The 24,086-nt window shown below is 71.4% G+C and carries 25 protein-coding genes; 5 read left to right on the top strand and 20 right to left on the bottom strand.

The genetic code is table 11. The annotated features are described in order from the left end of the window. Positions 1–92: 92 nt before the first annotated feature. The 13 genes from metK to pyrR form a co-directional block, all read right to left on the bottom strand. On the bottom strand, positions 93–1,304 hold the full coding sequence (gene metK / locus ACFV4P_RS00450; protein WP_073816796.1) for a methionine adenosyltransferase: 1,212 nt from the start codon (positions 1,302–1,304) through the stop codon (positions 93–95). A gap of 247 nt (positions 1,305–1,551) precedes the next feature. Beyond that, on the bottom strand, positions 1,552–2,766 hold the full coding sequence (coaBC, locus tag ACFV4P_RS00445) for a bifunctional phosphopantothenoylcysteine decarboxylase/phosphopantothenate--cysteine ligase CoaBC (protein WP_380465726.1): 1,215 nt from the start codon (positions 2,764–2,766) through the stop codon (positions 1,552–1,554). Positions 2,767–2,938: 172 nt separating this feature from the next. After that, positions 2,939–3,205 (bottom strand): DNA-directed RNA polymerase subunit omega, encoded by a 267-nt coding sequence (gene rpoZ, locus ACFV4P_RS00440; RefSeq protein WP_380465724.1) that lies wholly within the window; start codon positions 3,203–3,205, stop codon positions 2,939–2,941. Between the two features lie 72 nt (positions 3,206–3,277). Continuing rightward, positions 3,278–3,835, bottom strand: coding sequence for a guanylate kinase (gene gmk, locus ACFV4P_RS00435; protein WP_073816806.1), 558 nt, complete (start codon positions 3,833–3,835; stop codon positions 3,278–3,280). 48 nt (positions 3,836–3,883) lie between these two features. Continuing rightward, entirely contained in the window at positions 3,884–4,210 is a 327-nt protein-coding gene (gene mihF / locus ACFV4P_RS00430) for an integration host factor, actinobacterial type (protein ID WP_030459182.1), read from the bottom strand. Positions 4,211–4,439: 229 nt separating this feature from the next. Next, positions 4,440–5,279, bottom strand: coding sequence for an orotidine-5'-phosphate decarboxylase (gene pyrF, locus ACFV4P_RS00425; protein ID WP_073816809.1), 840 nt, complete (start codon positions 5,277–5,279; stop codon positions 4,440–4,442). 47 nt (positions 5,280–5,326) lie between these two features. Then, positions 5,327–6,424, bottom strand: a complete 1,098-nt coding sequence (locus tag ACFV4P_RS00420) for a quinone-dependent dihydroorotate dehydrogenase (protein ID WP_380465721.1) — start codon at positions 6,422–6,424, stop codon at positions 5,327–5,329. Positions 6,425–6,504: 80 nt separating this feature from the next. After that, positions 6,505–9,813 carry a carbamoyl-phosphate synthase large subunit gene (gene carB / locus ACFV4P_RS00415; protein ID WP_380465719.1) on the bottom strand — a complete coding sequence of 1,103 codons (3,309 nt, stop codon included), beginning with the start codon at positions 9,811–9,813 and terminating at the stop codon, positions 6,505–6,507. After that, entirely contained in the window at positions 9,806–10,996 is a 1,191-nt protein-coding gene (gene carA / locus ACFV4P_RS00410) for a glutamine-hydrolyzing carbamoyl-phosphate synthase small subunit (RefSeq protein WP_380465717.1), read from the bottom strand. Before carA ends, carB begins: the two co-directional genes overlap by 8 nt. After that, a complete protein-coding gene (locus ACFV4P_RS00405) occupies positions 10,993–11,550 on the bottom strand; it encodes a hypothetical protein (RefSeq protein WP_380465715.1) in 558 nt (185 codons plus the stop codon). The genes carA and ACFV4P_RS00405 overlap by 4 nt, the downstream gene beginning before the upstream one ends. Next, a complete protein-coding gene (locus tag ACFV4P_RS00400; RefSeq protein WP_073816823.1) occupies positions 11,550–12,842 on the bottom strand; it encodes a dihydroorotase in 1,293 nt (430 codons plus the stop codon). The genes ACFV4P_RS00405 and ACFV4P_RS00400 overlap by 1 nt, the downstream gene beginning before the upstream one ends. Then, entirely contained in the window at positions 12,839–13,819 is a 981-nt protein-coding gene (locus ACFV4P_RS00395; RefSeq protein WP_073816826.1) for an aspartate carbamoyltransferase catalytic subunit, read from the bottom strand. The genes ACFV4P_RS00400 and ACFV4P_RS00395 overlap by 4 nt, the downstream gene beginning before the upstream one ends. A 5-nt stretch (positions 13,820–13,824) precedes the next feature. Then, positions 13,825–14,436, bottom strand: coding sequence for a bifunctional pyr operon transcriptional regulator/uracil phosphoribosyltransferase PyrR (gene pyrR / locus ACFV4P_RS00390; RefSeq protein ID WP_073816829.1), 612 nt, complete (start codon positions 14,434–14,436; stop codon positions 13,825–13,827). 260 nt (positions 14,437–14,696) lie between these two features. On the opposite strand from pyrR, the gene ACFV4P_RS00385 reads away from it, so the two are divergent. Beyond that, on the top strand, positions 14,697–15,200 hold the full coding sequence (locus ACFV4P_RS00385; RefSeq protein ID WP_380465712.1) for a transcriptional regulator: 504 nt from the start codon (positions 14,697–14,699) through the stop codon (positions 15,198–15,200). A 239-nt stretch (positions 15,201–15,439) separates the two neighbouring features. Here the strand turns inward: ACFV4P_RS00385 and ACFV4P_RS00380 are convergent, their stop codons facing one another. After that, positions 15,440–16,294, bottom strand: a complete 855-nt coding sequence (locus ACFV4P_RS00380; protein WP_380465711.1) for a hypothetical protein — start codon at positions 16,292–16,294, stop codon at positions 15,440–15,442. Positions 16,295–16,557: 263 nt separating this feature from the next. Here ACFV4P_RS00380 and ACFV4P_RS00375 point away from each other — a divergent pair, with 263 nt between their 5' ends. Then, a complete protein-coding gene (locus tag ACFV4P_RS00375; protein WP_380465709.1) occupies positions 16,558–17,622 on the top strand; it encodes a 2,3-butanediol dehydrogenase in 1,065 nt (354 codons plus the stop codon). Between the two features lie 31 nt (positions 17,623–17,653). On the opposite strand, the gene ACFV4P_RS00370 is transcribed toward ACFV4P_RS00375, so the two are convergent. The 4 genes from ACFV4P_RS00370 to ACFV4P_RS00355 all read right to left on the bottom strand — a co-directional run bounded on the left by ACFV4P_RS00370 (position 17,654) and on the right by ACFV4P_RS00355 (position 20,774). Then, positions 17,654–18,484 carry a thioesterase family protein gene (locus tag ACFV4P_RS00370; RefSeq protein ID WP_073816837.1) on the bottom strand — a complete coding sequence of 277 codons (831 nt, stop codon included), beginning with the start codon at positions 18,482–18,484 and terminating at the stop codon, positions 17,654–17,656. Between the two features lie 109 nt (positions 18,485–18,593). After that, complete coding sequence (gene nusB / locus ACFV4P_RS00365; protein ID WP_043908514.1) at positions 18,594–19,031, bottom strand: transcription antitermination factor NusB; 438 nt, start codon at positions 19,029–19,031, stop codon at positions 18,594–18,596. Between the two features lie 2 nt (positions 19,032–19,033). Continuing rightward, positions 19,034–19,597 (bottom strand): elongation factor P, encoded by a 564-nt coding sequence (gene efp / locus ACFV4P_RS00360; RefSeq protein WP_380465707.1) that lies wholly within the window; start codon positions 19,595–19,597, stop codon positions 19,034–19,036. Positions 19,598–19,667: 70 nt separating this feature from the next. Beyond that, on the bottom strand, positions 19,668–20,774 hold the full coding sequence (locus tag ACFV4P_RS00355; protein WP_073816846.1) for an aminopeptidase P family protein: 1,107 nt from the start codon (positions 20,772–20,774) through the stop codon (positions 19,668–19,670). Between the two features lie 133 nt (positions 20,775–20,907). On the opposite strand from ACFV4P_RS00355, the gene rpmG reads away from it, so the two are divergent. After that, positions 20,908–21,072, top strand: a complete 165-nt coding sequence (rpmG, locus tag ACFV4P_RS00350) for a 50S ribosomal protein L33 (RefSeq protein WP_073816850.1) — start codon at positions 20,908–20,910, stop codon at positions 21,070–21,072. A 38-nt stretch (positions 21,073–21,110) separates the two neighbouring features. Continuing rightward, positions 21,111–21,353: a type B 50S ribosomal protein L31 gene (locus ACFV4P_RS00345; protein WP_380465704.1), complete on the top strand. Its 243-nt coding sequence runs from the start codon at positions 21,111–21,113 to the stop codon at positions 21,351–21,353. A gap of 58 nt (positions 21,354–21,411) precedes the next feature. Here the strand turns inward: ACFV4P_RS00345 and ACFV4P_RS00340 are convergent, their stop codons facing one another. Then, complete coding sequence (locus ACFV4P_RS00340; RefSeq protein WP_380465702.1) at positions 21,412–21,990, bottom strand: XRE family transcriptional regulator; 579 nt, start codon at positions 21,988–21,990, stop codon at positions 21,412–21,414. Between the two features lie 116 nt (positions 21,991–22,106). Here ACFV4P_RS00340 and ACFV4P_RS00335 point away from each other — a divergent pair, with 116 nt between their 5' ends. Continuing rightward, the gene (locus tag ACFV4P_RS00335; protein WP_380465700.1) at positions 22,107–22,952 is read left to right on the top strand and encodes an EamA family transporter; all 846 of its coding nucleotides are present in this window, start codon (positions 22,107–22,109) and stop codon (positions 22,950–22,952) included. 7 nt (positions 22,953–22,959) lie between these two features. Here ACFV4P_RS00335 and ACFV4P_RS00330 read toward each other — a convergent pair whose 3' ends face one another. Further along, positions 22,960–24,054: a HoxN/HupN/NixA family nickel/cobalt transporter gene (locus ACFV4P_RS00330; RefSeq protein ID WP_073816933.1), complete on the bottom strand. Its 1,095-nt coding sequence runs from the start codon at positions 24,052–24,054 to the stop codon at positions 22,960–22,962. Positions 24,055–24,086 lie beyond the last annotated feature (32 nt).

Raw genomic sequence — 24,086 nt, 5'->3', positions numbered from 1 at the left:
CCAAATCTATCCGAGGCCACCGACACAACGACGAAGCCGCCCGTCGAGGGGATTCCCCTCGACGGGCGGCTTCGGAAGAGCCGGGAGTCCGGTCAGCCGGCGACAGCGGCCTTCAGCGCGTCCACCCGGTCCGTGCGCTCCCAGGTGAAGTCCGGCAGCTCACGGCCGAAGTGGCCGTACGCGGCGGTCTGCGCGTAGATCGGGCGCAGCAGGTCCAGGTCGCGGATGATCGCGGCCGGCCGCAGGTCGAAGACCTTGCTGACGGCTTCCTGGATCTTCAGCACCGGCACCGACTCGGTGCCGAAGGTCTCCACGAACAGGCCCACCGGCTCGGCCTTGCCGATCGCGTACGCGACCTGCACCTCGGCGCGGCTGGCCAGGCCGGCCGCGACGATGTTCTTGGCCACCCAGCGCATCGCGTACGCGGCGGAGCGGTCGACCTTGGACGGGTCCTTGCCGGAGAACGCGCCGCCACCGTGGCGGGCCATGCCGCCGTAGGTGTCGATGATGATCTTGCGGCCGGTGAGGCCGGCGTCGCCCATCGGGCCGCCGATCTCGAAGCGACCGGTCGGGTTGACCAGCAGGCGGTAGCCCTCGGTGTTGAGCTTGATGCCCTGGTCGGCGAGCGCCTTGAGCTCCGGCTCGACGACGAACTCGCGGATGTCGGGGGTGAGCAGCGACTCCAGGTCGATGTCCGAGGCGTGCTGCGAGGAGACCACGACGGTGTCGAGGCGGACGGCGCGGTCGCCGTCGTACTCGATGGTGACCTGGGTCTTGCCGTCGGGGCGCAGGTACGGGATGGTCCCGTTCTTGCGGACCTCGGTCAGCCGGCGCGAGAGGCGGTGCGCCAGGGTGATCGGCAGCGGCATCAGCTCGGGGGTGTCGTCGCAGGCGTAGCCGAACATCAGGCCCTGGTCGCCGGCGCCCTGCCGGTCCAGCTCGTCCTCGATGTCGCCCTCGACGCGGTGCTCGTGGGCGGTGTCGACGCCCTGCGCGATGTCCGGGGACTGCGCGCCGATGGAGACCGAAACTCCGCAGGAGGCCCCGTCGAAGCCCTTCTTCGACGAGTCGTAGCCGATCTCCAGGATCTTCTCGCGAACGAGCTGGGCGATCGGCGCGTACGTCTTGGTGGTGACCTCACCGGCGATGTGCACCAGGCCGGTGGTGATCAGGGTCTCCACGGCGACGCGCGAGGTCGGGTCGTCCTTGAGGAGGGCGTCCAGAATGGTGTCGCTGATCTGGTCAGCGATCTTGTCGGGGTGGCCCTCGGTGACGGACTCCGAGGTGAACAGGCGGCGAGACACAGCGCTCCCTGGGGTTGCAGCGGCTGCTGACTGAATGCACTCGGAAGTCCCGAGGCATCCGGAAAGACTTGATTCCTGATGTGGAGTGTAACGGTCGGCTACCGATCACGGACACTCTCTGTGGACCTCGAACATGTCCGGGATACGGATCACACCCGGATGAAACCGGCGGAAACGTTCCCGGAACACTCCGAGCCCGTCCCAACTCGTGGGACGACCCGGGGCGTTGTGGGACCGAACCGGCGAATCAGGCGGCCGGGTCGGCGAGTCGGGCGGCGACCTGGTCCCAGATCGCGTCGGCCAGCATCTCCTTCGGACCGTCCGCGATGTGGACCTCGGAGCCGTCGGCGCCGAGCAGCACCGCGCTGTTGGTGTCCTGGCCGAACGCCTTGCCGTCGCCGACCTCGTTGACCACCAGCAGGTCGCAGCCCTTGCGGGCGAGCTTGGCGCGGCCGTTGGCGAGCACGTCGTCGGTCTCGGCGGCGAAGCCGACCACCAACTGCCCGGGGCGCGCCCGGTCGGCGGAGATCTCGGCCAGCACGTCGGGGTTGCGGACCAGCACGATCGGCGCGGGCTCGACCCCGTCCACCTTCTTGATCTTGCCGGTGGCGTACTCGGCGGGACGGAAGTCGGCGACGGCGGCGGCCATCACCACCGCGTCGGCCTCGGCGGCGGCCTTCAGCACGGCGTCGCGCAGCTGCAACGCGGTGCCGACCCGGACCACGTCCACGCCGGCCGGGTCGGGCAGCGCGGTGTTCGCGGCGACGAGGGTGACCCGGGCCCCGCGGGCGGCGGCGGTCGCGGCCAGCGCGTAACCCTGCTTGCCGGACGAGCGGTTGCCGAGGAAGCGCACCGGGTCCAGCGGCTCCCGGGTGCCGCCCGCCGAGACCACCACGTGGCGGCCGGCCAGGTCCTGCTCCAGCGAACCGCGGGCCAGCACCCGCCGGCAGGCGGCGAAGATCTCGCCGGGGTCGGGCAGTCGGCCCTTGCCGGTGTCCACGCCGGTCAGCCGGCCCACGGCGGGCTCGATGACGATCGCGCCGCGCCGGCGCAGCGTGGCCACGTTCTCCCGGGTGGCGGGGTGCTCCCACATCTCGGTGTGCATCGCGGGCGCGAACACCACCGGACAGCGGGCGGTCAGCAGGGTGTTGGTGAGCAGGTCGTCGGCCAGGCCGTGCGCGGCCTTGGCGAGCAGGTCCGCGGTGGCGGGGGCGACCACCACCAGGTCCGCCTGCTGTCCGATCCGCACGTGCGGGACGTCGTGCACCCGCTCCCAGGTCTCGGTGGCGGCGGGCCGCCCGGAGAGCGCCGCCCAGGTCGCCTCGCCGACGAAGTGCAGCGCGGCGGCGGTCGGCACCACCTGCACCTGGTGCCCGGACTCGGTGAACCGGCGCAGCAGTTCGCAGGCCTTGTAGGCGGCGATCCCGCCGCTGACGCCGAGGACGACACGGGGCGCGGTCATGGCGGTCGATTCTCCTAACGACGGGTCAACCCGCCCACCTTACGACCCGCCGCCGCACCCCTGCGACGTGTCGCCGCGCACACGCCCGTACGCTCCTGCACCCACCCGAACACGCCGAAGGCCCGCCCGATGCACAGGGCATCGGACGGGCCTTCGAACGGAATGCGGGGGCTCAGACGCTCTCGACCGGCTCCGCGGTGAGCAGGCCGGCGTTGATCTCGCGGAGCGAGATCGACAGCGGCTTCTCGTGCACGTGGGTGTCGACCAGCGGGCCGACGTACTCCAGCAGGCCCTCGCCGAGCTGGGAGTAGTACGCGTTGATCTGGCGGGCGCGCTTGGCCGCGTAGATCACCAGGCTGTACTTGGAGTCGGTGGCCTCAAGCAGCTCGTCGATCGGCGGGTTGATGATGCCCTCGGGCGCGGTCATCGAAGAGGACACGCTAAACCTTCCGAAGTGGTTTTCAGATACCGGTTGGATCCGGTATGGATCGGCTGGATGCAGCCGATCCGGTCAGGCTACACCGAGCAAGGCTAGCAGTTCGGCCGCTACCTGCTCGACGGAGGTGTTGACAAGCGTCGTGTCGAACTCCGCCTCGGCGGCCAGCTCGATCCGGGCCGCTGCCAGCCGCTCGTCGATGACGTCCTGCGACTCGGTGCCGCGGCCGGCGAGCCGGCGGACCAGTTCGTCCCAGCTCGGCGGGGCCAGGAAGACCAGTTGGGCCTCCGGCATCGACTCCTTGACCTGCCGGGCGCCCTGGAGGTCGATCTCCAGCAGCACCGGCTCGCCCTTGTCGAGCTTGTCGACGACCGCCTGGCGCGGGGTCCCGTACCGGTTGCCGGCGAAGACCGCCCACTCCAGCAGTTCGCCATTGGCGACCAGCTTGTCGAACTGCTCGTTGTCGACGAAGTGGTACTGCACACCGTCGCGCTCACCGGGTCGCGGGTGGCGGGTCGTCGCCGACACCGACAGCCAGACCTCGGGGAACTGCTTCCTCATATGAGCGACGACCGTGCTCTTGCCGACCCCTGAGGGGCCGGAGAGCACGGTCAGCCGCGGACGCTCACTCATGTACCGATTATCCCGGATCGCGGAGGTTTCTCCGACACCGGCCTCCGTTCAGGAGGCGGCGCCGCCGAACTCCCGCTCCAGGGACGCGATCTGGTTCGTACCGAGACCCCGCACACGACGGCTCTCGGAGATGCCGAGGCGCTCCATGATCTGCTTGGCGCGGACCTTGCCGACACCCGGCAGGGACTCCAGCAGCGCGGAGACCTTCATCTTGCCGATGACCTCGTCGTCGGACTTGCCGGCCTTGATGACGTCGTGCAGCGAGGCGCCCGAGTGCTTCAGCCGGTTCTTGACGTCGGCACGCTTCCGGCGAGCCTCGGCGGCCTTGGCGAGCGCGGCGGTGCGCTGTTCGGGAGTAAGGGGCGGAAGAGCCACGCCGTTCACCTCAGGTGTGGATGGAAGGGATGAGCCATGACTGGGTTGTGCCCGGACGCCACAGGCTCTGACCTGCGACGGTGGCCGGAACCACCGCCAACTGGCGTCCTACCGCCGGACACTACCCAACTTGGGCCGCCGCGTCAGGAAAAGAACACGAAAAGTCCAGGTCAGCAGGGGCCGACCCGGGACTTTTCCGGGCAAATCAGCCGAGTTGACCGCTCTTGATTCACGCGTTTGTGACGGCCCTCACATCATCGACGAACACCTGCGCGGCCTGTCGCAGCGCCGCCACCGACGGTCCGTGCTTCAGCACGTCACGGCTCACGCTGGGCACCACGTTGCGCACCTGGTCGCCGAAGACCCGCGGCAGGTCCTGCGCGGTGGCGCCCTGCGCGCCCACGCCGGGGGCCAGCAGCGGGCCGTTGATCGCCAGGTCCACGCCAGCGTCCGCGAGGGTCGCGCCGACCACCGCGCCGAACGAACCCAGCGGCGCCGCACCGGAGTTCTCCGCCGCGAGCCGCCGCAGCACGGCCTGCGCGACGCTCTCGCCGTCCGCGCCGATCGCGCGCTGCACCTCGTGGCCCTCGGGGTTGGAGGTCAGCGCCAGTGCGAACAGGCCGCAGCCGTTGGCGTGCGCCAGGTCGACGGCCGGCTGCAGCGAGCCGAAGCCCAGGTACGGGCTGACGGTGAGCGCGTCGGAGAACAGCGGGCTGTCCGGGGAGAGGAAGGTCTCCGCGTAGGCGGCCATGGTGGAGCCGATGTCGCCGCGCTTGGCGTCCATCAGCACCAGCGCGCCGGCCTCCCGGGCCTCGGCGACGGTGCGCTCCAGCACCGCGATGCCGCGGCTGCCGAAGCGCTCGAAGAACGCCGACTGCGGCTTCAGCACGGCGACCCGGTCGGCCAGCGCCTCGACCACCGTGCGGGAGAAGCTCTCCAGGCCCGCCAGGTCGTCGTTCAGGCCCCAGGCGGTGAGCAGCGAGCCGTGCGGGTCGATGCCGACGCAGAGCTGGCCGCGGGTGTCGAGGGCGGTCCGCAGGCGGGTGCCGAACGGCGTGGTGTCAGTCATCGGTGTCTTTCCTCGTCTCAAGAATGTGGTCGCCGGCCCAACAGGCCCTAGCGGATGCCCTTGCCGACGGCCTCGCCGATCGACGCGTAGCCGGCGGCGCGCAGGCGCGCGGACAGGCCCTTGTGGACCTTGCGCATCCAGAACGGGCCTTCGTAGATGAACGCGGAGTAGCCCTGGACCAGGTCGGCGCCGGCCAGGATGCGCTGCCAGGCGTCCTCGGCGGTCTCGATGCCGCCGACCGAGACGATGGTGAGCCGGCCGTCGGTGCGCTTGCGGAGCCGCTCCAGCACCTCCAGCGAACGGGCCTTCAGCGGGGCGCCGGACAGGCCGCCCATGCCGATCTCCTCGATCCGCGCGGCCGGCGTCCTCAGACCCTCGCGGCCGATGGTGGTGTTGGTGGCGATGATGCCGTCCAGGCCGAGGTGCAGCGCCATGTCGGCGATCTCGTCGATGTCCTCGTCGGCGAGGTCGGGGGCGATCTTCACCAGCAGCGGCACGTGGTGCGTCGTCACCTCGTCGGCGGCCTTGCGGACGTCCCACAGCAGCGGGCCGAGGATCTGCACGGCCTGCAGGTTGCGCAGTCCGGGGGTGTTCGGCGACGAGACGTTGACGACCAGGTAGTCGGCGTACGGCGCCAGCGCCTTGGCCGACTTCAGGTAGTCCGCGGTGGCCTCGTCCTCGGGGACGACCTTGGTCTTGCCGATGTTGACGCCGATCACCGGGGTGCTGCTGGTGTGCGGGCGGGCGGCGAGGCGGGCGGCGACCCGGTCGGCGCCCTGGTTGTTGAAGCCCATCCGGTTGATCAGCGCCCGGTCCTCGACCAGCCGGAACAGCCGCGGCGCGGGGTTGCCGGGCTGGGCCTCGCCGGTGACGGTGCCGATCTCGACGTAGTCGAAGCCGAGCATCGACAGGCCGTCGATGCCGATGCCGTTCTTGTCGAAGCCCGCGCCGAGGCCGAACGGGCCGGGCAGGTCGAGGCCGAGCGCGGCGGTGCGCAGCTTGGGGTCGCGCGGCGCGAGGACGGCGCGCACCAGGGAGCGCAGGCCGGGCACCGAGTTCGCCAGCCGGATCCAGAAGAACGCCAGGTGGTGGGCCTTCTCCGGGTCCATCTTCTTGAACAGCAGGTTGAACAGCAGCTTGTACACGTGGCGCCTCCGACGGCTGGCTGGGCTCGGGCATGGACGTGGGGGGCACCCGACGTGCGGTGCCCCCCACGGTTGTCGACCTACTTGCGGCCGGAGTTGATCAGCGCCGCGTGCTCCTGGAGCGACATCACGCCGACCTCGCCGCGGTGCAGCGCGTCGATGCCCTGCACGGCCGCGCCCATCGCCTGCACGGTGGTCAGGCAGGGGACGCCGCGGGAGACCGCGGCGGTGCGGATCTCGTAGCCGTCCATCCGGCCGCCGGTGCCGTACGGGGTGTTGATGATGAGGTCGATGCCGCCCTCGTGGATCAGCTGGACGATGGTCTTCTCGCCGCCCGCGCCCTCGCCCTCGGAGTGCTTGCGCACCACGGTGGCGGGGATGCCGGCGCGCTGCAGGACCTCGGCGGTGCCGGTGGTGGCGAGCAGTTCGAAGCCGAGCTCGACCAGCGCGCGGGCCGGGAAGACCAGGTTGCGCTTGTCGCGGTTGGCGACCGAGACGAACACCTTGCCGCTGGTGGGCAGGGCGCCGTAAGCGCCGGTCTGGGACTTCGCGTAGGCGGTGCCGAAGACCCGGTCGATGCCCATGACCTCGCCGGTGGAGCGCATCTCCGGGCCGAGCACGGTGTCCACGCCGCGGCCGTGCACGTCGCGGAAGCGCGACCACGGCATCACGGCCTCCTTGACGGAGATCGGCGCGTCGGTGGGCAGCGTGCCGCCGTCGCCCTCCCGGGGCAGCAGGCCCTCGGCGCGCAGCTCGGCGATGGTCGCGCCGAGCGAGATCCGGGCGGCGGCCTTGGCCAGCGGCACGGCGGTCGCCTTGGAGGTGAACGGCACGGTGCGGGAGGCGCGCGGGTTGGCCTCCAGCACGTACAGGATGTCGCCGGACAGCGCGAACTGGATGTTGATCAGTCCGCGGACGCCAACTCCCTTGGCGATGCCCTCGGTTGCGGAGCGCAGCCGCTTGATGTCGAACCCGCCGAGGGTGATCGGCGGCAGCGCGCACGCGGAGTCGCCGGAGTGGATGCCGGCCTCCTCGATGTGCTCCATGACGCCGCCGAGGTACAGCTCCTCGCCGTCGTACAGCGCGTCCACGTCGATCTCGACCGCGTCGTCCAGGAAGCGGTCGATCAGCACCGGGTGCTCGGAGATCAGACCGGCGTGCCGCTCCAGGTAGGACGCGAGCGAGGCCTCGTCGTAGACGATCTCCATGCCGCGGCCGCCGAGCACGTAGGACGGGCGGGCCAGGACGGGGTAGCCGATCTCGTCGGCGATGGCCTTGGCCTCGTCGAAGGAGAAGGCGGTGCCGTGCTTGGGCGCGGGCAGGCCCGCCTCCTTCAGCACCCGGCCGAACGCGCCGCGCTCCTCGGCGAGGTGGATCGCCTCGGGCGAGGTGCCGACCACCGGCACGCCGTTGTCCTTGAGCGCCTGCGCCAGGCCAAGCGGGGTCTGGCCGCCGAGCTGCACGATGACGCCGGCCAGCGGACCGGCCTGCTGCTCGGCGTGGACGATCTCCAGCACGTCCTCCAGGGTGAGCGGCTCGAAGTACAGCCGGTCGGAGGTGTCGTAGTCGGTGGAGACGGTCTCCGGGTTGCAGTTGACCATCACGGTCTCGTACCCGGCCTCGGCCAGCGCGAAGGACGCGTGCACGCAGGAGTAGTCGAACTCGATGCCCTGGCCGATGCGGTTCGGGCCGGAGCCCAGGATGATCACGGCGGGCTTGGTGCGCGGCGCGACCTCGTTCTCCTCGTCGTAGGACGAGTAGAAGTACGGGGTCTTGGCGGCGAACTCGGCGGCGCAGGTGTCGACGGTCTTGAACACCGGGCGGATGCCGAGCGCGTGCCGCACCTCGCGGACCACGTCGGCCTTCAGGCCGCGGATCTCGCCGATCTGCTGGTCGGAGAAGCCGTGCCGCTTGGCGTGGCGCAGCAGCTCCGGGTCGAGCTTGTCGCCCTCGGCGAGCTCGACGGCGATCTCGTGGATCAGGAAGAGCTGGTCGACGAACCACGGGTCGATCCTGGTGGCGTCGAACACCTCCTCGGGGGTGGCGCCGGCCCGGATCGCCTGCATGACGGTGTTGATCCGGCCGTCGGTCGGAACGACCGCCTTGGCCAGCAGCTCGTCCTTGTCGCCCGGCTCGCCGACGAAGGCGAACTGCGAGCCCTTCTTCTCCAGCGAGCGCAGCGCCTTGTTCAGCGCCTCGGGGAAGTTGCGGCCCATGGCCATGGCCTCGCCGACCGACTTCATGGTGGTGGTCAGCGTGGCGTCCGCGGACGGGAACTTCTCGAACGCGAACCGCGGCACCTTGACGACCACGTAGTCGAGCGTCGGCTCGAAGGAGGCCGGGGTCTGCTCGGTGATGTCGTTGGGGATCTCGTCCAGCGTGTAGCCGACGGCCAGCTTGGCGGCGATCTTGGCGATCGGGAAGCCGGTGGCCTTCGAGGCGAGCGCGGAGGAGCGCGACACGCGCGGGTTCATCTCGATGACGATGACCCGGCCGTCGACGGGGTCGACGGCGAACTGGATGTTGCAGCCGCCGGTGTCGACGCCGACCTCGCGGATCACGGCGATGCCGATGTCGCGCAGGATCTGGTACTCGCGGTCGGTGAGGGTCATCGCCGGGGCGACGGTGATCGAGTCACCGGTGTGCACGCCCATCGGGTCGAAGTTCTCGATCGAGCAGACCACGACGACGTTGTCGTTCTTGTCGCGCATCAGCTCCAGCTCGTACTCCTTCCAGCCGAGGATGGACTCCTCCAGGAGCACCTCGGTGGTCGGCGAGAGGGTCAGGCCCTGGCCGGCGATCCGGCGCAGGTCCTCCTCGTCGTGCGCGAAGCCGGAGCCGGCGCCGCCCATGGTGAAGGACGGGCGGACCACGACCGGGTAGCCGCCGAGGGTCTCGACGCCGGCGAGCACGTCCTCCATGGAGTGGCAGATCACCGAGCGGGCGGACTCGCCGTGGCCGATCTTGGCGTTGACGGCCTCGACCACGCCCTTGAACAGCTCGCGGTCCTCGCCCTTGTTGATCGCCTCGACGTCGGCGCCGATCAGCTCGACGTCGTACTTGTCGAGGGTGCCGGCCTTGTGCAGCGAGATCGCGGTGTTCAGCGCGGTCTGGCCGCCGAGGGTCGGCAGCAGCGCGTCGGGGCGCTCCTTGGCGATGATCTTCTCGACGAACTCCGGGGTGATCGGCTCGACGTAGGTGGCGTCGGCGATCTCCGGGTCGGTCATGATGGTGGCCGGGTTGGAGTTGACCAGGATGACCCGCAGGCCCTCCGCCTTGAGCACCCGGCAGGCCTGCGTACCCGAGTAGTCGAACTCCGCCGCCTGGCCGATGACGATGGGGCCGGAGCCGATCACCAGGACGGACTTGATGTCGGTGCGCTTAGGCACGCTGGGCCTCCATAGAACTCACGCTGTGCTTGTTGTCGTCTCGCATGAGCTCGACGAACCGATCGAAGAGGTAGGCGGCGTCGTGCGGGCCGGCAGCCGCTTCGGGGTGGTACTGCACGCTGAAGGCGGGGACGTCGAGTGCCTGAAGGCCCTCGACCACGTCGTCGTTGAGGCAGACGTGGGAGACCTCGACCCGCCCGAAGGGGGTGTCGCTCACCTTGTCCAGCGGCGCGTTCACGGCGAAGCCGTGGTTGTGGGCGGTCACCTCGACCTTGCCGGTGGTGCGGTCCTGCACCGGCTGGTTGATGCCGCGGTGGCCGTACTTGAGCTTGTAGGTGCCGAACCCGAGGGCCCGGCCGAGGATCTGGTTGCCGAAGCAGATGCCGAAGAACGGGGTCTTCTTGGCCAGCACCTCGCGCAGCACCTCGACCTGCCGGTCGGCGGTGGCCGGGTCGCCCGGGCCGTTGGAGAAGAACACGCCGTCGGGCTGGACGGCGTAGATGTCCTCGGCGGTGGCGTTGGCGGGCAGCACGTGCACCTCGATGCCGCGCTCGGCCATCCGGTGCGGGGTCATGCCCTTGATGCCGAGGTCGACGGCGGCGACGGTGAACTTCTTCGCGCCGATCGCGGGGACGACGTAGGCCTCCTTGGTGGCGACCTCGGCGCACAGGTCGGCGCCCTTCATCTCCGGGGCCTGCTGCACCTTGGCGAGCAGCGCCGCCTGGTCCTCGACGGCCGGGCCGGAGAAGATGCCGACGCGCATCGCGCCGCGCTCGCGCAGGTGGCGGGTGAGCGCACGGGTGTCGATCCCGCTGATGCCGACCACGCCCTGGCGCTCCAGCTCCTCGTCCAGCGAGCGCTTCGAGCGCCAGTTGGACGCGACCCGGGAGGGGTCGCGGACCACGTAGCCGGCCACCCAGATCTGCTGCGACTCGTCGTCCTCGTCGTTCCAGCCGGTGTTGCCGATCTGCGGGGCCGTCATCACGACCACCTGGCGGTGGTACGACGGGTCGGTCAGGGTCTCCTGGTAGCCGGACATGCCGGTGTTGAAGACCGCCTCGCCGAAGGTCTCGCCGACCGCGCCGTAGGCCTGGCCGCGGAAGGTCCGCCCGTCCTCCAGGACGAGCACGGCAGGCACTCGCTCCCGCCTGGTGCGCTGCGTGGTGGGGGCAGGTGCGGTCATGTCGCGGCCTCTTCCGTCTTCTTCGTCTTCGTACGTGTTACCAGTGCCTCGACGGCCTCGACCCAGGCGTCGTGATCGGCGGCGGAGTCCAACCGGAAACCGCTTTCCAACTCACCGCTGCCGTGCGTCCAGCCGACCACCAGCAGGCCCGAGGGGACCACCTTTCCGGCGATGCCGGAGTCGGTGCGGGCGCCGGTGAGGGCTTCGGCGGGGATCCACAGGTCGTCCGCGCCGGTGCGGCGGGCCAGCAGGCCCTGCTCGGTGAGGGTGAGGTCGGCCAGGCTGCGGGTGCCCAGGCCGTGTGCCACGACCCGGTCCAGCCAGTTCCCGGCGGTGGTGGAGCCGTGGTACCGGCCGGGGCCGGCCAGCAGGGCCTCGCCCGACTGCTCCGGCGCCGCGGGCAGTTCCGGCAGGTCGGACTGCAAGGTCCGGCGCCAGTTCCAGCCCTGTCGCATCAGCCAGTAGACCAGCGCGACCAGGATCAGCAGGCCGACCGTCGCACCGATGTACCCGGGCCAGTCGGTCACCCGGCCCTTCTCGGCGGCGAGCAGCATCAGTGCTCGACCAGTTCGCCGGCGAGGACGGTGGCCTCACCGCGGAGGAAGGTGGCGTGCACCCGTCCGGGCAGGTCCATGCCCCTGTACGGGCTGTTGCGGGAGCGCGTGGCGAAGGTCTCGGGGTTCACGACTCCACGGTACGCGGGATCGAAGAGCACCAGGTTGGCGGGCTCACCCACCGAGATCGGACGGCCGTGGCCGGCCAGTCGGCCGATCCGCGCCGGGCGGTGCGACATGCGGTCCGCGACGCCCTCCCAGTTCAGCAGGCCGGTGTCGACCATGGTCTGCTGCACGACCGACAGCGCGGTCTCCAGGCCGACCATGCCCATCGCGGCGACCGCCCACTCGCACTCCTTGTCCTCCGCCGGGTGCGGGGCGTGGTCGGTGGCGACGGCGTCGATGGTGCCGTCGGCCAGCGCGGCGCGCAGCGCCTCCACGTCGGCGGCGGTGCGCAGCGGCGGGTTGACCTTGTACACCGGGTCGTAGCTGCGGACGAGTTCGTCGGTGAGCAGCAGGTGGTGCGGGGTGACCTCGGCGGTGACGTTCCAGCCCTTGCCCTTGGCCCAGCGGACGATCTCCACCGAGCCGGCCGTGGACAGGTGGCAGATGTGCACCCGGGAGCCGACGTGCGCGGCCAGCAGCACGTCCCGGGCGATGATCGACTCCTCGGCGACGGCGGGCCAGCCGCCGAGGCCGAGCTCGCCGGAGACCAGGCCCTCGTTCATCTGGGCGCCGGCGGTCAGCCGCGGCTCCTGGGCGTGCTGGGCGACGACGCCGTCGAAGGCCTTCACGTACTCCAGCGCGCGGCGCATGATCACCGCGTCGTCCACGCACTTGCCGTCGTCGGAGAAGACCCGCACGCCGGCGGCGGAGTCGTGCATCGCGCCGAGCTCGGCGAGCTGCTTGCCCTCCAGGCCGACGGTGACGGCGCCGACCGGCTGCACGTCGCAGTAGCCGTACTCCTGGCCGAGGCGCCAGACCTGCTCGACCACGCCGGCGGTGTCGGCGACCGGGAAGGTGTTGGCCATCGCGTGCACGGCGGTGTAGCCGCCCATCGCGGCGGACCGGGTGCCGGTCAGCACGGTCTCGGCGTCCTCGCGGCCGGGCTCGCGCAGGTGGGTGTGCAGGTCGACCAGGCCGGGCAGGGCGACCAGGCCGGTGGCGTCGAGCTCGATGTCCGCCCGGACGTCGAGGTTCTCGCCGATCGCGGCGAAGACGCCGTCGACGAGGTGGATGTCCTGGGGGGCGCCGCCGAGGATCTGGGCGTTGCGGATCAGGTAGGTGGTCACTGGGCGGCCTCCAGGGCTTCGGTGGTGCGGGGTGCGTCGGCCATGGTGGCTCCGCCGAGCAGCAGGTACAGGACGGCCATCCGGACCGAGACGCCGTTGGCGACCTGCTCGACCACGGTGCAGCGCGGCGAGTCGGCGACGTCGGCGGTGATCTCCATGCCGCGGACCATCGGCCCGGGGTGCATCACGATGGCGTGCTCCGGCATGGTGGCGAGGCGCAGCCCGTCCAGGCCGTAGCGGCGCGAGTACTCGCGCTCGGTGGGGAAGAACGCGGCATTCATCCGCTCGCGCTGCACCCGCAGCATCATCACGGCGTCGACCTTCGGCAGCACCGCGTCCAGGTCGTAGGACACCTGGCAGGGCCAGGTCTCGATGCCGATCGGCAGCAGCGTCGGCGGGGCGACGAAGGTGACCTCCGCGCCGAGCGTGGTCAGCAGGTGCACGTTGGAGCGGGCGACCCGGCTGTGCAGGATGTCGCCGACGATGGCGACCTTGCGGCCGGCCAGGTCCCGGCCGAGGCCGGGGTTGAGGTGGCGACGCATGGTGAACGCGTCGAGCAGCGCCTGGGTGGGGTGCTCGTGGGTGCCGTCGCCGGCGTTGATGACGCTGCCGTGCAGCCAGTCGGAGCCGGCCAGCCGGGCGGCGGCGCCGGACGCGTGGTGGCGAATCACCACGGCGTCGGCGCCCATCGCCTGGAGGGTCAGAGCGGTGTCCTTGAGGCTTTCGCCCTTGGAGACCGAGGAGCCCTTGGCGGAGAAGTTGATGACGTCCGCGGACAGCCGCTTCTCGGCGACCTCGAAGGAGGTCTTGGTGCGGGTGGAGTCCTCGAAGAACAGGTTGACGACGGTGCGGCCGCGCAGCGTGGGGAGCTTCTTGACGGCCCGTCCGGAGAGCTGGGCGAGCTCCTCGGCGGTGTCCAGGATCAGCAGCGCGTCGTCGCGGCTGAGGTCGGCGGCGGAGACGAGGTGGCGCTTCACGCGAGTTACTCCGGGAGCTGAGGGTCGGCGGCGAGGGCCTGGGAGGAGCGGGCGGCGTAGTCGCGGTCGCCGAGCAGGACGGCGTCGCGGCCGTCGGTCTCGGAGAGCTGGACCTGCACGGCCTCGCGCAGCGAGGTGGGCAGGTTCTTGCCCACGTAGTCGGCGCGGATCGGGAGTTCGCGGTGTCCGCGGTCGACCAGCACGGCCAGCTGCACGGCGCGCGGGCGGCCGATGTCGCCGAGCGCGTCGAGGGCGGCCCGGATGGTGCGGCCGGAGAACAGCACGTCGTCGACCAGGATCACCAGCTTGCCGTCGATGCCGTCGGCGGGGATCTCGGTGTGCTCCAGGGCCCGGGCGGGCTTCAGCCGCAGGTCGTCCCGGTACATGGTGATGTCCAGCGTGCCGAACGGGATCTCCCGGCCGGTGATCTGGGTGAGCTTGGCGCGCAGCCGGCGGGCCAGGTGGACGCCGCGGGTGTGGATGCCGAGCAGCACGACGTCCTCGGCGCCCTTGGCGCGTTCCACGATCTCGTGGGCGATCCGGGTGACGACCCGGGCGACGTCGGTGGCGTCCAGCACCTGGTGCGGGGCGCGGGGAGCAGAACTGGGTGTGGTCATGCCGAAGCGGACCTCCTTCCCCGCCTCACTGGACGGGCCTTAAAGGATGTCGGGAAGTGGTTTCCGGCCGCAGCCAGAACCTCGCTCATCGTAGCAGTGCGCTGATCTCGGCCCGTTCGACACGCGTTCGCACGAGTGCCCCATTCGGCTTGACGCGCAACCCTCACTCTACGTAACCTCACAGGGAGTTACGAACGTGCTCCGCAGTGAGCCTCGTCGCTCCCATTTCAGCGCACGCGAAATCTCGTCCGGGGAGATCCATGTCCAGCGACTACGCGAAGCAGCTCGGGGCCAAGCTCCGGGCGATCCGCACTCAGCAGGGTCTCTCCCTGCACGGCGTCGAGGAGAAGTCCACCGGCCGCTGGAAGGCTGTCGTGGTCGGCTCCTACGAGCGCGGCGACCGTGCCGTCACGGTGCAGCGCCTCGCCGAGCTGGCCGATTTCTACGGCGTCCCGGTCCAGGAGCTGCTGCCCGGCGGCACCCCGGGCGGCGCGGCCGAGCCGCCGCCGCGCCTGGTGCTCGACCTCGAGCGTCTGACGCAGGTCCCGTCGGAGAAGGCCGGCCCGCTGCAGCGCTACGCCGCGACCATCCAGTCGCAGCGCGGCGACTACAACGGCAAGGTCCTCTCGATCCGCCAGGACGACCTGCGCACGCTGGCCGTGATCTACGACCAGTCCCCCTCGATCCTCACCGAGCAGCTGATCAGCTGGGGCGTGCTGAACCCGGACGCGCGTCGTGCCGTCCGCGAGGAAGACGCCGGCTGATCCTCCGGCTTCTGAAGAAACGTCACAGCGGGGCGGGGGGGGGGGGGGGGGCCCCCCCCCCCCCCCCGGGGCGGCGCCCCCCCCCCGCGCCGCGGGGTCACCCCGGGGGGGGGGGGGGCCCCGGGCCCGGCGGGGCGTCCTCCTGTAGCCAGCGGCGGGTCTTCCTGGTTTTTTACCCACGTCTCGGCGGGGGGGGGGGGGGGGGCCGCCCCCCCCCCCCCCGCCCCGCTGTCGCATGCTCAGACCACGGTGCCGAGGCTGAACCCGGGGCCGGCCGGGACGCCGTCGACGGCGAGTTCGGCCGGCGTCCAGTCGAAGCCGGTGCTGCGCCAGGCCCAGGCGACCTGCTGGTACTCGCCGCAGACCGCGCCGGAGCCCTGGGTGCCGTGCAGAACGGCGGCGCCGGGCAGTTCGCCGTAGAGGCCGGCGCAGAGCACGGCGGTGATCAGGTCGAGGTCCTCGTCGTGGATCCGGACCGCGCCGTCCTCCCAGTGCAGCACCCGGGCGTGCGCCTCCAGCGGCCCGCCGGGGGCGTCGACCGCGATCCGGAACTCGTACGCCCCGCAGCCGGCGCCGACCAGCATCCGCCGGAACACCTCGGAGGCCTGCTGGTACGTCCAGCGCACCCGCGGGTCGGCGGCGGCCGTGGCCGCCTCGCACAGCGCGCCGTCCATCACCAGGTCCGCGTGGCGCAGCGTCAGGCCGCCCTCGCGGGCGCGGACCAGGCGGGGCACGAAGTCGGCGAGGTCCTCGCCGCGGTAGGTGACCAGCTGGGTCTGCAGCGGCGGGTTGACCAGGTAGCCGTCCCGGGCGGCCTGTTCGCCGGGGTCGACGCCGTGCAGCAGGCAGTAGTCCGCGAAGTCGTCCGGGTGGAACATCCGGGCGCGGACGGTCGCGTACCCGTCGACCGCCTCGGCGAGCAGGTCGCCGGTCTCGCGCAGGTAGGTGTCGTAGTCCGGTGCGTCGGTGAGCTGCCACTCCCGGGCGCGGGCGAAGTCGGCCTCGTCGGTCAGGATCCCGGTGACGAAGGCCTCGTCGCTGCGGCGCGAGGGCTCGGCACCGCAACGGCGCGGCCTGCGGCTGTTCCTGGACATCGGTGGCTCCCGGGGATCTCGGTCGAGCAACTGCTGACCGGTCTTCTCCCCTCCCACGCCCGCCCCACACGCACAGGCTGTCACAAGTCTGCAACTGACCGTCAGGTCCCGGCCGCCCGGCCCGGGAGGCCGATCCCCGCTCCGGGGCGCAGTGTTTTGACCAGTGACCTGCGGGGCTGTGCCACGGCGAGCCCCGGCTCACGACCGGGCGCGGCACTGGGGACGGGACCGGGAGCGGAAACCAGTCGAAGGAGCGGTTTCACGTGAAGGCTGCACGCTACTACGACCGCGGTGACATCCGTATCGAGGACATCGCGGAGCCCCCCGTCCGACCGGGCACGGTGGGCATCGACGTCGCGTACTGCGGGATCTGCGGCACCGACCTGCACGAGTACCTCGACGGGCCGATCTTCGTCCCGCCCGCCGGTCATCCGCACCCGGTCTCCGGCGAGAGCGCGCCCGTGACGCTCGGCCACGAGATGTCCGGCGTCGTGTACGCGGTGGGCGAGGGCGTCGACGACCTGAAGCCGGGCGACCGGGTCGTCGTCGAGCCCTACATCCTGCGTCCCGACGTCGACACCGGCGAGAACAATCCGGTCTACCACCTGTCGCCCGACATGAACTTCATCGGCCTGGGCGGCCGCGGCGGCGGGCTCGCCGAGAAGATCGTCGTCGAGCGCCGGTGGGTGCACCCGGTCGGCGACCTCCCGCTGGACCAGGCGGCCCTGATCGAGCCGCTGTCGGTCGGGTACCACGCGTTCCAGCGCTCGGGCGCGAAGGCCGGCGACTTCGCCCTGGTCGGCGGCGCCGGGCCGATCGGGCTGCTCACCTGCGCGGTGCTCAAGGCGATGGGCGTCGAGGTCGCGGTCTCCGAACTGAGCTCGCTGCGCCGGCAGAAGGCGCTGGACGCCAAGGCGGCCGACCACGTCATCGACCCGGCCGCTGCCGACGTTCCCGAGGAGGTCCGGCGCCTCACCGGCGGCCGGGGCGCGGACGTCGCGTTCGAGGCGACGTCCGTCAACGCCGTCCTCGACACGCTGTTCGACGCGATCAAGCCGGGCGGGGTGATCACCGTCATCTCGATCTGGGGCAGGCCGGCGTCGCTCGACATGCAGAAGCTCGTCCTCAAGGAGGTCGACCTGCGCGGCACCATCGCCTACGTCAACTCCCATCCGCAGACCATCAAACTGGTGCAGGAGGGGCGCATCGACCTGGCGCCGTTCATCACCAGGACCATCGGGCTGGACCGTCTCGTCTCCGAGGGCTTCGAGACCCTCATCCACCACAACGAGACGGCCGTCAAGATCCTGGTCGACCCCCGCCGTTGACCGGCCGTCGACCGACCCGGCCCCGCGTGCGCTAGCCGAGCGGACGCGGGGTCTTGGCGAGCTGGCGGGACTGGGCGACCAGGCGGCCGTCGGCGTCCCAGATCTCGCAGTCCTCCTCGAAGTAGCCGCCGGCCACGTTGCGGGTGGCGTGCGTCACGCGCAGCCAGCCGTCGGCGGGCAGGGCGCGCAGGTGGACGGTGAGGTCGATGGTGGGGGCCCAGCCGGGGCGGCCGAGGTCGAAGGTGACCGGGGGCAGCGCGTCGGCGGTGAGCAGCAGCGAGAGCGGGTCGGCGGGGCGGCCGTCGGCGAGCTTGAACCAGCCCTGGATGCGGCCCTCCTTGGACGGTTCGCCGAGCGCCCAGCCGACGGTGGCCGGGTCGAGGCGCAGATCCATCCGCTCCAACAGGGCGGCCTGGGCGATGAGTTCCTTGGGCGCGTGCTCGATGCCCACGCAGTGCTCGGGGGCGGGCAGCACGGGCGGGACGGCGGTGGTGGCGACCTCGGCGTCCAGGGCGGCGAGGTCGGTGAAGGCGGCGGTGATCCGCAGCCGCTCCTCGCCGTCCTGGGAGAGGATCGCGCTGCCGGTGGCGAGGCTGCGGCCGCGGCGCATGATCTCGGTGCGGACGGTGGCGGGGCCGGGACGGGACGGCGAGACGAAGGTGCCGCTGACGGTGAGCGGGTGCGGGTGGCCCGGGCCGGCCTCCAGCGCGAGGGCGTGCGCGGCGAAGGCGAGCAGCAGTCCGCCGTTGACGCCGCCGCCGATCTGCCAGCCCGCGCCGAGTTCGCCGTCGTAGCGGCCGGGTTCGTCGGGGTGCGGGGTGAGCGCGATGCCCCGGTCGAACTCGCTGGTGGTCTCCGGCATGGCTGAGGCCCTTCTGCGCAGACGCAAAAACACATTACTTGCCGGTAGCTTACGCGCGAAGGCCGCCGGACCAACAGGTCCGACGGCCTTCGAACAGGTACTGCGGGGCTCAGCGACGAATGGTCGGCTTGAGCTCCAGGAAGCGGGCGAGCAGGCCGTTCACGAAGGCCGGCGACTCGTCCGTCGAGTACTCCTTGGCGATCTCCACGGCCTCGTCCAGGACGACCGCGTCAGGGGTGCCGTCCTCCCAGATCAGCTCGTACGTGCCGAGTCGGAGAACGTTGCGGTCGGCGATCGGCATCCGGTCGAGCGTCCAGCCCACCGCGTAGGTGGAGATCAGGTCGTCGATGGTGCGCGCGTGCTGCGCGTAGCCCTCGACCAGCTGCATGGTGTACTCCGCGACCTGCGGAATGCCCTCGTCCGGACGGGGGTCGCGCGAGCGCGCGACCCAGTCGGCGAGCACCCGCTCGGGGGACACGCCGCGGTGGTCCGCCTCGAACAGGATCTGAAAGGCCCGGGTGCGGGCCTTGGTGCGAGCAGAGGCCACGATTACTTGACCCGGCCGAGGTAGCTGCCGTCGCGGGTGTCGACCTTGACCTTCTCGCCCGTGGTGACGAACAGCGGCACCTGGATCTCGGCGCCGGTCTCCAGGGTGGCGGGCTTGGTGCCACCGGTGGAGCGGTCGCCCTGCAGGCCCGGCTCGGTCTCGGAGATGACCAGCTCGACCGCGGCGGGGAGCTCGATGTACAGCGGGACGCCGTCGTTCTGCGCGACCAGGGCCTCGAAGCCCTCCAGCAGGTACTTGGCGGCGTCGCCGACGGTGGCGGAGTCGACCGGGACCTGGTCGTAGGTGTCCATGTCCATGAAGATGAACGCGTCGCCGTCGCGGTACGAGTACTGCATGGTCCGCTTGTCGACGTTGGCGGTCTCGACCTTGATGCCCGCGTTGAAGGTCTTCTCGACGACCTTGCCGGTGAGGACCTCCTTCAGCTTGGTGCGAACGAAGGCCGGGCCCTTGCCGGGCTTGACGTGCTGGAACTCGACGACGGACCAGAGCTTGCCGCCGTCCAGCTTGAGGACCATGCCGTTCTTGAGATCGTTCGTGGTAGCCACGGGCGCACTTACTCCTGATATGTCCGCTGTCAAAGAACACCAAGCAGTGCGCCGCCGCGACCCTTCGGGCCTACAGCGCGAGGAGCTCCTTGGTGGTGATGGTGAGCAGCTCGGGCCCGCCCTCCTCGGGAGGTCGCACCACGAGCGTGTCCTCGATCCGGACCCCGCCGCGACCCGGGAGATGCACTCCTGGACCGACAGTGACCGGCACGCGGTTGTCCAGTTTACCCATGTCGGCGGGCCCGAGGCGCGGTGCCTCCCTGTTCTCCAGGCCGATGCCGTGTCCCAGCGGGTGGACGGAGTGCTCGGCGTGCCCCGCCGCCTGCAGGATCGAGCGGGCCGCGTCGTCCGGCACGTGCTGCTCGACGCCCGGTCCGAGCGCCTCCCGACCGGCCCGTTGGGCGCGGAAGACCAGGCGGTGCAGCTCGACCTGCCAGGACGCGGGGGCGGCCCCGATCACGAAGGTGCGGGCGGTGGAGATGCCGTAGCCGCGGTACTGCGCGCCCAGCGCGACGGTGAGGAAGTCGCCCTCCTCGACCCGCCGGTCGGTGGGCTGGTGGCGCTCCAGGCCGGAGTGGCTGCCGGTGCCGACGGAGACCGGGAAGGCGGCCCGGTCGGCGCCGTGGTCGATCATCCGGCGTTCCAGTTCCATCGCCAGGTGGCGTTCGGTGCGGCCGACCAGGATCGATTCGAGCAGTTCGCCGAGCGCCTGGTCGGCGATCTCGGCGGCGATCCGCAGGTCGGCGAGCTCGTGCTCGTCCTTGACCACCCGCAGCCGCTCGACCGTCCGGTCCAGGTCGAGCAGCCGGGCGGGGGCGACCGCGCGGGCCACGGCGCGGTGGCGGGCCACCGTCAGGTCGTGCTCCTCGACGGCGAGGTCCTGCACCCGCAGCCGGGCGGCGGCCTCGGCGGCGGCGAACGCGGCGTCCGTCTCGGCGGGCACCGGCAGCCGGGTGACCTCCTCGTCCACCTCGCGCTCCACCGCCTCCTCGGGCGGCACGTCCTCCGGCAGCGCGAGCACCGCCCGTTCCCGGGTGAGCAGCAGGACGGAGCCGCACGGTGGGCAGCCGGTGAGGTAGCGGACGTTGGCGGCGCGGGTGATCAGCGCGGCGTCGGCACCGGAGGCGCTGCAGTACTCGCGGAGGCGTTCGCGTCGGGCGGCGTGCGCGTCGGACATGCTCCGAGCGTACGAACCGGGCCCCGGGGCCGCCCGTCGGGACGGGCCCGATCGGTGGCGGGAATGCGGCGGGCCCGGGCCGTGTTGTGGCCACATGAAAACGGCAATCGTTGCCGGGATTGGAAGGTTCGAGATGGCGCGCAGCGAGCTGCGACCGGTGATCACGCTCCGGTCCACGGCGGGCACGGGCTTCAGCTACGTCACCCGCAAGAACCGGCGGACCACCCCCGATCGGATCGTGCTGCGGAAGTTCGACCCGGTGGCGGGGCGGCACGTGGAGTTCCGCGAGGCCCGCTGACCACCCACACGTTCGAAGGCTTGCAGAAGGAGGAGCAGATGAAGCAGGGAGTGCACCCCGAGTACCGTCCGGTGGTGTTCCGGGACAGGACGGGCGGCCTGTCGTTCCTGACCGGCTCCACCGCGTCGAGCGGTCGGACGGTCGAGTGGACGGACGGGCGGACGTACCCGGTGGTGGACGTCGAGACGTCCTCCGCGAGCCACCCGTTCTACACCGGCAAGGCCCGCCTGCTGGACACCGCGGGCCGAGTGGAGCTGTACCGCCGCAGGTACGGCCTCTGACGCCAAGATGCCGAAGGGCCCCGGGAGTTGACGAGACTCCCGGGGCCCTTCGGCGTGCTCATCGGCCGGCCGGCGGGGGGACGGAGACCACCAGGGTGAGCCGGCAGTCGACGGCGCCCTCGTTGCGGTAGCTGTGCGCGACGCCGGCCTCGTAGGAGGCGGTGGAGCCGGCCCGGATGCGGTGGGCGCGGCCGTCGAGCATCAGGGTGAGTTCGCCCTCGTCGATCCGGGCGATCTCGACGGTCCCGGGCGGGTGCGGGTCGGAGGCGTGGGTCTCGCCGGGGCGCAGGTGCCAGCTCCACAGTTCCAGCGGGCCGGGGGCCTCGATGCCGTTGAGCAGGACGCCGCTGCCGCCGTCCGGGCCGCTCCACAGCCGGACGGCCTCCTCGGCGGGGACGATCCGCACCACTGAGGTCTCGTCGTAGTCGAGCAGCCGGGCGATCGAGACGCCGAGGGCGTCGGCGAGCCGGACCACGGTGCCGACGCTGGGGTTGGTGCGGGCCTGCTCGATCTGGACCACCATGCCGCGGCTGACGCCGGAGCGGGCCGCGAGGGCGTCCAGGGTGTGGCCGCGTTCGGTGCGCAGCCGTTTGAGGTTGCGGGCGAGGGCCTGGGTGACGAGATCGGGTTCCGGCACGCTTGAGTCCAATATTTTAGTTGGGTCGGTTCATTGGGTTGAACTATGCTGCGACCGCACAACAGATCCATCGACTGTACTGCGGAGTCCACCATGCTGACCTCTCCCCCGCTCTCGTGAGCGCCGCCTTCGCACTGCTCGCCAGCCTGCTCTGGGGCGTCGCCGACTACGGCGGCGGGGCGATCACCCGCCGGCTGCCCGCGCTCGGCGTCGTGGTGCTCTCGCAGACCGCGGCGGCCCTGGTCCTGGTGGTGGCCGTCACCGCCACCGGCGGCTGGGCGGACGCCGGACCCGGGCTCTGGTACGCCGTCGCCGCCGGCGTGATCGGGCCGGTCGCGCTGCTCGCCTTCTACCGGGCACTGGCGCTCGGGCCGATGGGCGTGGTCTCGCCGCTGGCCACCGTGGGCGTGCTGGTGCCGATCGGGGTGGGCCTGTTCCTCGGCGAACGGCCGGGCGCAGTCCAGGGGTTGGGGATCCTGGTGGCGATCGCCGGGGTCGCGCTGGCGGGCGGCCCGCAGCGCGGCGGGGCGGCCGTGAGCCGCCGGGTGCTCGTCCTCACCCTCTCCGCCGCGTTCGCGTTCGGCGCGGTGCTCGCGCTGATCGCGCACGCCGGCACCGGCGGCGGACTGCTGCTGGCGCTGTGCGTGCAACGACTGACCAACGCGGTGGTCGGCGTCGGCATGCTGGCCGCCGCCGCCCGCCGGGAGCCGCTCGAACTGCGCGGCGCGGCCCGCTCGTTGCCCTCGCTGACCGCCGTCGGCGTCGCCGACGTCGCCGCGAACGGCCTGTACGCCGCCGCCAGCCACCTGGGTTCGGTCGCGGTGGCGGCGGTGCTGGCCTCGCTCTACCCCGTGGTGACGGCGCTGATGGCGCGCGGCCTGCTCAAGGAGCGCCTGCTGCGGGTCCAGCTGGTCGGCGCGGGGCTGGCCGTCGCCGGAACGCTGATCCTTGCGGCAGGTTGACGCCGGATCAGGCCGCCCCGGCCCCGGCGAAGGCCTTGGAGCGCCGGGCGATCCGCCAGTAGCCGATCGCCGCCGCCCACACCACCACGAACAGGCCGACGATCACGAAGCCCACGTTGTCCAGGCCCAGTCCGGCGATCCAGCCGGACACCGGATCGTCCAGGCCGAACTTGTCGTGCAGCACCGCGACCAGCTCGATGGTGCCGATCACGAAGGCCACCGCGATCGACAGCCCCGTGATGGTCAGGTTGTAGTACACCTTGCGGACGGGGTTGGAGAACGCCCACTGGTAGGCGAAGTTCATGAACGTGCCGTCCAGCGTGTCGAACAGGCTCATCCCCGCCGCGAACAGCAGCGGCAGGCAGACGATCGCGTACCAGGGCAGGCCGGACGCCGCGCCCGAGCCCGCCATCACCATCAGCGTGACCTCGGTGGCCGTGTCGAAGCCCAGGCCCAGCACCATGCCCACCGGGAACATCTGACCGGGCCGGGTGATCGAACGGGTCGCCCGGCCCAGCACCCGGGCCAGGAAGCCCCGGGAGTCCAGGTGCTTCTCCAGCTCGGCCTCGTCGTACTCGCCGGCCCGCATCGCCCGGAACACCCTCAGGATGCCCAGCAGGGCCACCAGGTTGAGCGCCGCGATCAGGTAGAGGAACGCGCCCGAGGCGGTGGTGCCGACGGTGCCCAGCACCTGATGGGTCGTCGAACCCTCGTCCATCAGCGTGCCCGCCAGCGCCGCGCCGCCGGCCACCAGCGCGGCCATCAGCACCACCATCGAGGAGTGCCCGAGGGCGAACCAGAAGCCCACCGAGACCGGCCGGCGGCCGTCCGCCATCAGCTTGCGGGTGGTGTTGTCGATCACCGCGATGTGGTCGGCGTCGAAGGCGTGCCGCATGCCCAGGGTGTACGCCGTGACACCCAGGCCCACACCGAACACCTGGGTGCCGACCTGGTACTTCTCCGGCACCACCAGCAGCAGCAGCGTCCCGAACGCCACCACGTGCAGCAGCAGGATCACCGCCATCAGGCCGACGGTGCGCAGGGTGTCCTCCCGCCGCCAGCGGAAGGACGGCAGGGGGGAGCCCGGAACGTTTCCGGGCATGGTCGAATCGGACGCGGTCATCCGCGCATCAC

Source organism: Kitasatospora sp. NPDC059795 (genome assembly GCF_042732175.1).
Classification (GTDB): Bacteria; Actinomycetota; Actinomycetes; order Streptomycetales; family Streptomycetaceae; genus Kitasatospora.
Note: the sequence above shows the minus strand (reverse complement) of the source record. Positions and strands in the feature narration are given on the sequence as shown.

Bases quoted from the DNA above. Each gene is read 5' to 3' on its own strand.
- coaBC (WP_380465726.1), bottom strand. From the start codon at position 2,766: ATGACCGCGCCCCGTGTCGTCCTCGGCGTCAGCGGCGGGATCGCCGCC.
- gmk (WP_073816806.1), bottom strand. From the start codon at position 3,835: ATGAGTGAGCGTCCGCGGCTGACCGTGCTCTCCGGCCCCTCAGGGGTC.
- pyrF (WP_073816809.1), bottom strand. From the start codon at position 5,279: ATGACTGACACCACGCCGTTCGGCACCCGCCTGCGGACCGCCCTCGAC.
- carA (WP_380465717.1), bottom strand. From the start codon at position 10,996: ATGACCGCACCTGCCCCCACCACGCAGCGCACCAGGCGGGAGCGAGTG.
- ACFV4P_RS00405 (WP_380465715.1), bottom strand. From the start codon at position 11,550: ATGCTGCTCGCCGCCGAGAAGGGCCGGGTGACCGACTGGCCCGGGTAC.
- pyrR (WP_073816829.1), bottom strand. From the start codon at position 14,436: ATGACCACACCCAGTTCTGCTCCCCGCGCCCCGCACCAGGTGCTGGAC.
- ACFV4P_RS00385 (WP_380465712.1), top strand. From the start codon at position 14,697: ATGTCCAGCGACTACGCGAAGCAGCTCGGGGCCAAGCTCCGGGCGATC.
- ACFV4P_RS00380 (WP_380465711.1), bottom strand. From the start codon at position 16,294: ATGTCCAGGAACAGCCGCAGGCCGCGCCGTTGCGGTGCCGAGCCCTCG.
- ACFV4P_RS00370 (WP_073816837.1), bottom strand. From the start codon at position 18,484: ATGCCGGAGACCACCAGCGAGTTCGACCGGGGCATCGCGCTCACCCCG.
- ACFV4P_RS00355 (WP_073816846.1), bottom strand. From the start codon at position 20,774: ATGTCCGACGCGCACGCCGCCCGACGCGAACGCCTCCGCGAGTACTGC.
- rpmG (WP_073816850.1), top strand. From the start codon at position 20,908: ATGGCGCGCAGCGAGCTGCGACCGGTGATCACGCTCCGGTCCACGGCG.
- ACFV4P_RS00345 (WP_380465704.1), top strand. From the start codon at position 21,111: ATGAAGCAGGGAGTGCACCCCGAGTACCGTCCGGTGGTGTTCCGGGAC.
- ACFV4P_RS00330 (WP_073816933.1), bottom strand. From the start codon at position 24,054: ATGCCCGGAAACGTTCCGGGCTCCCCCCTGCCGTCCTTCCGCTGGCGG.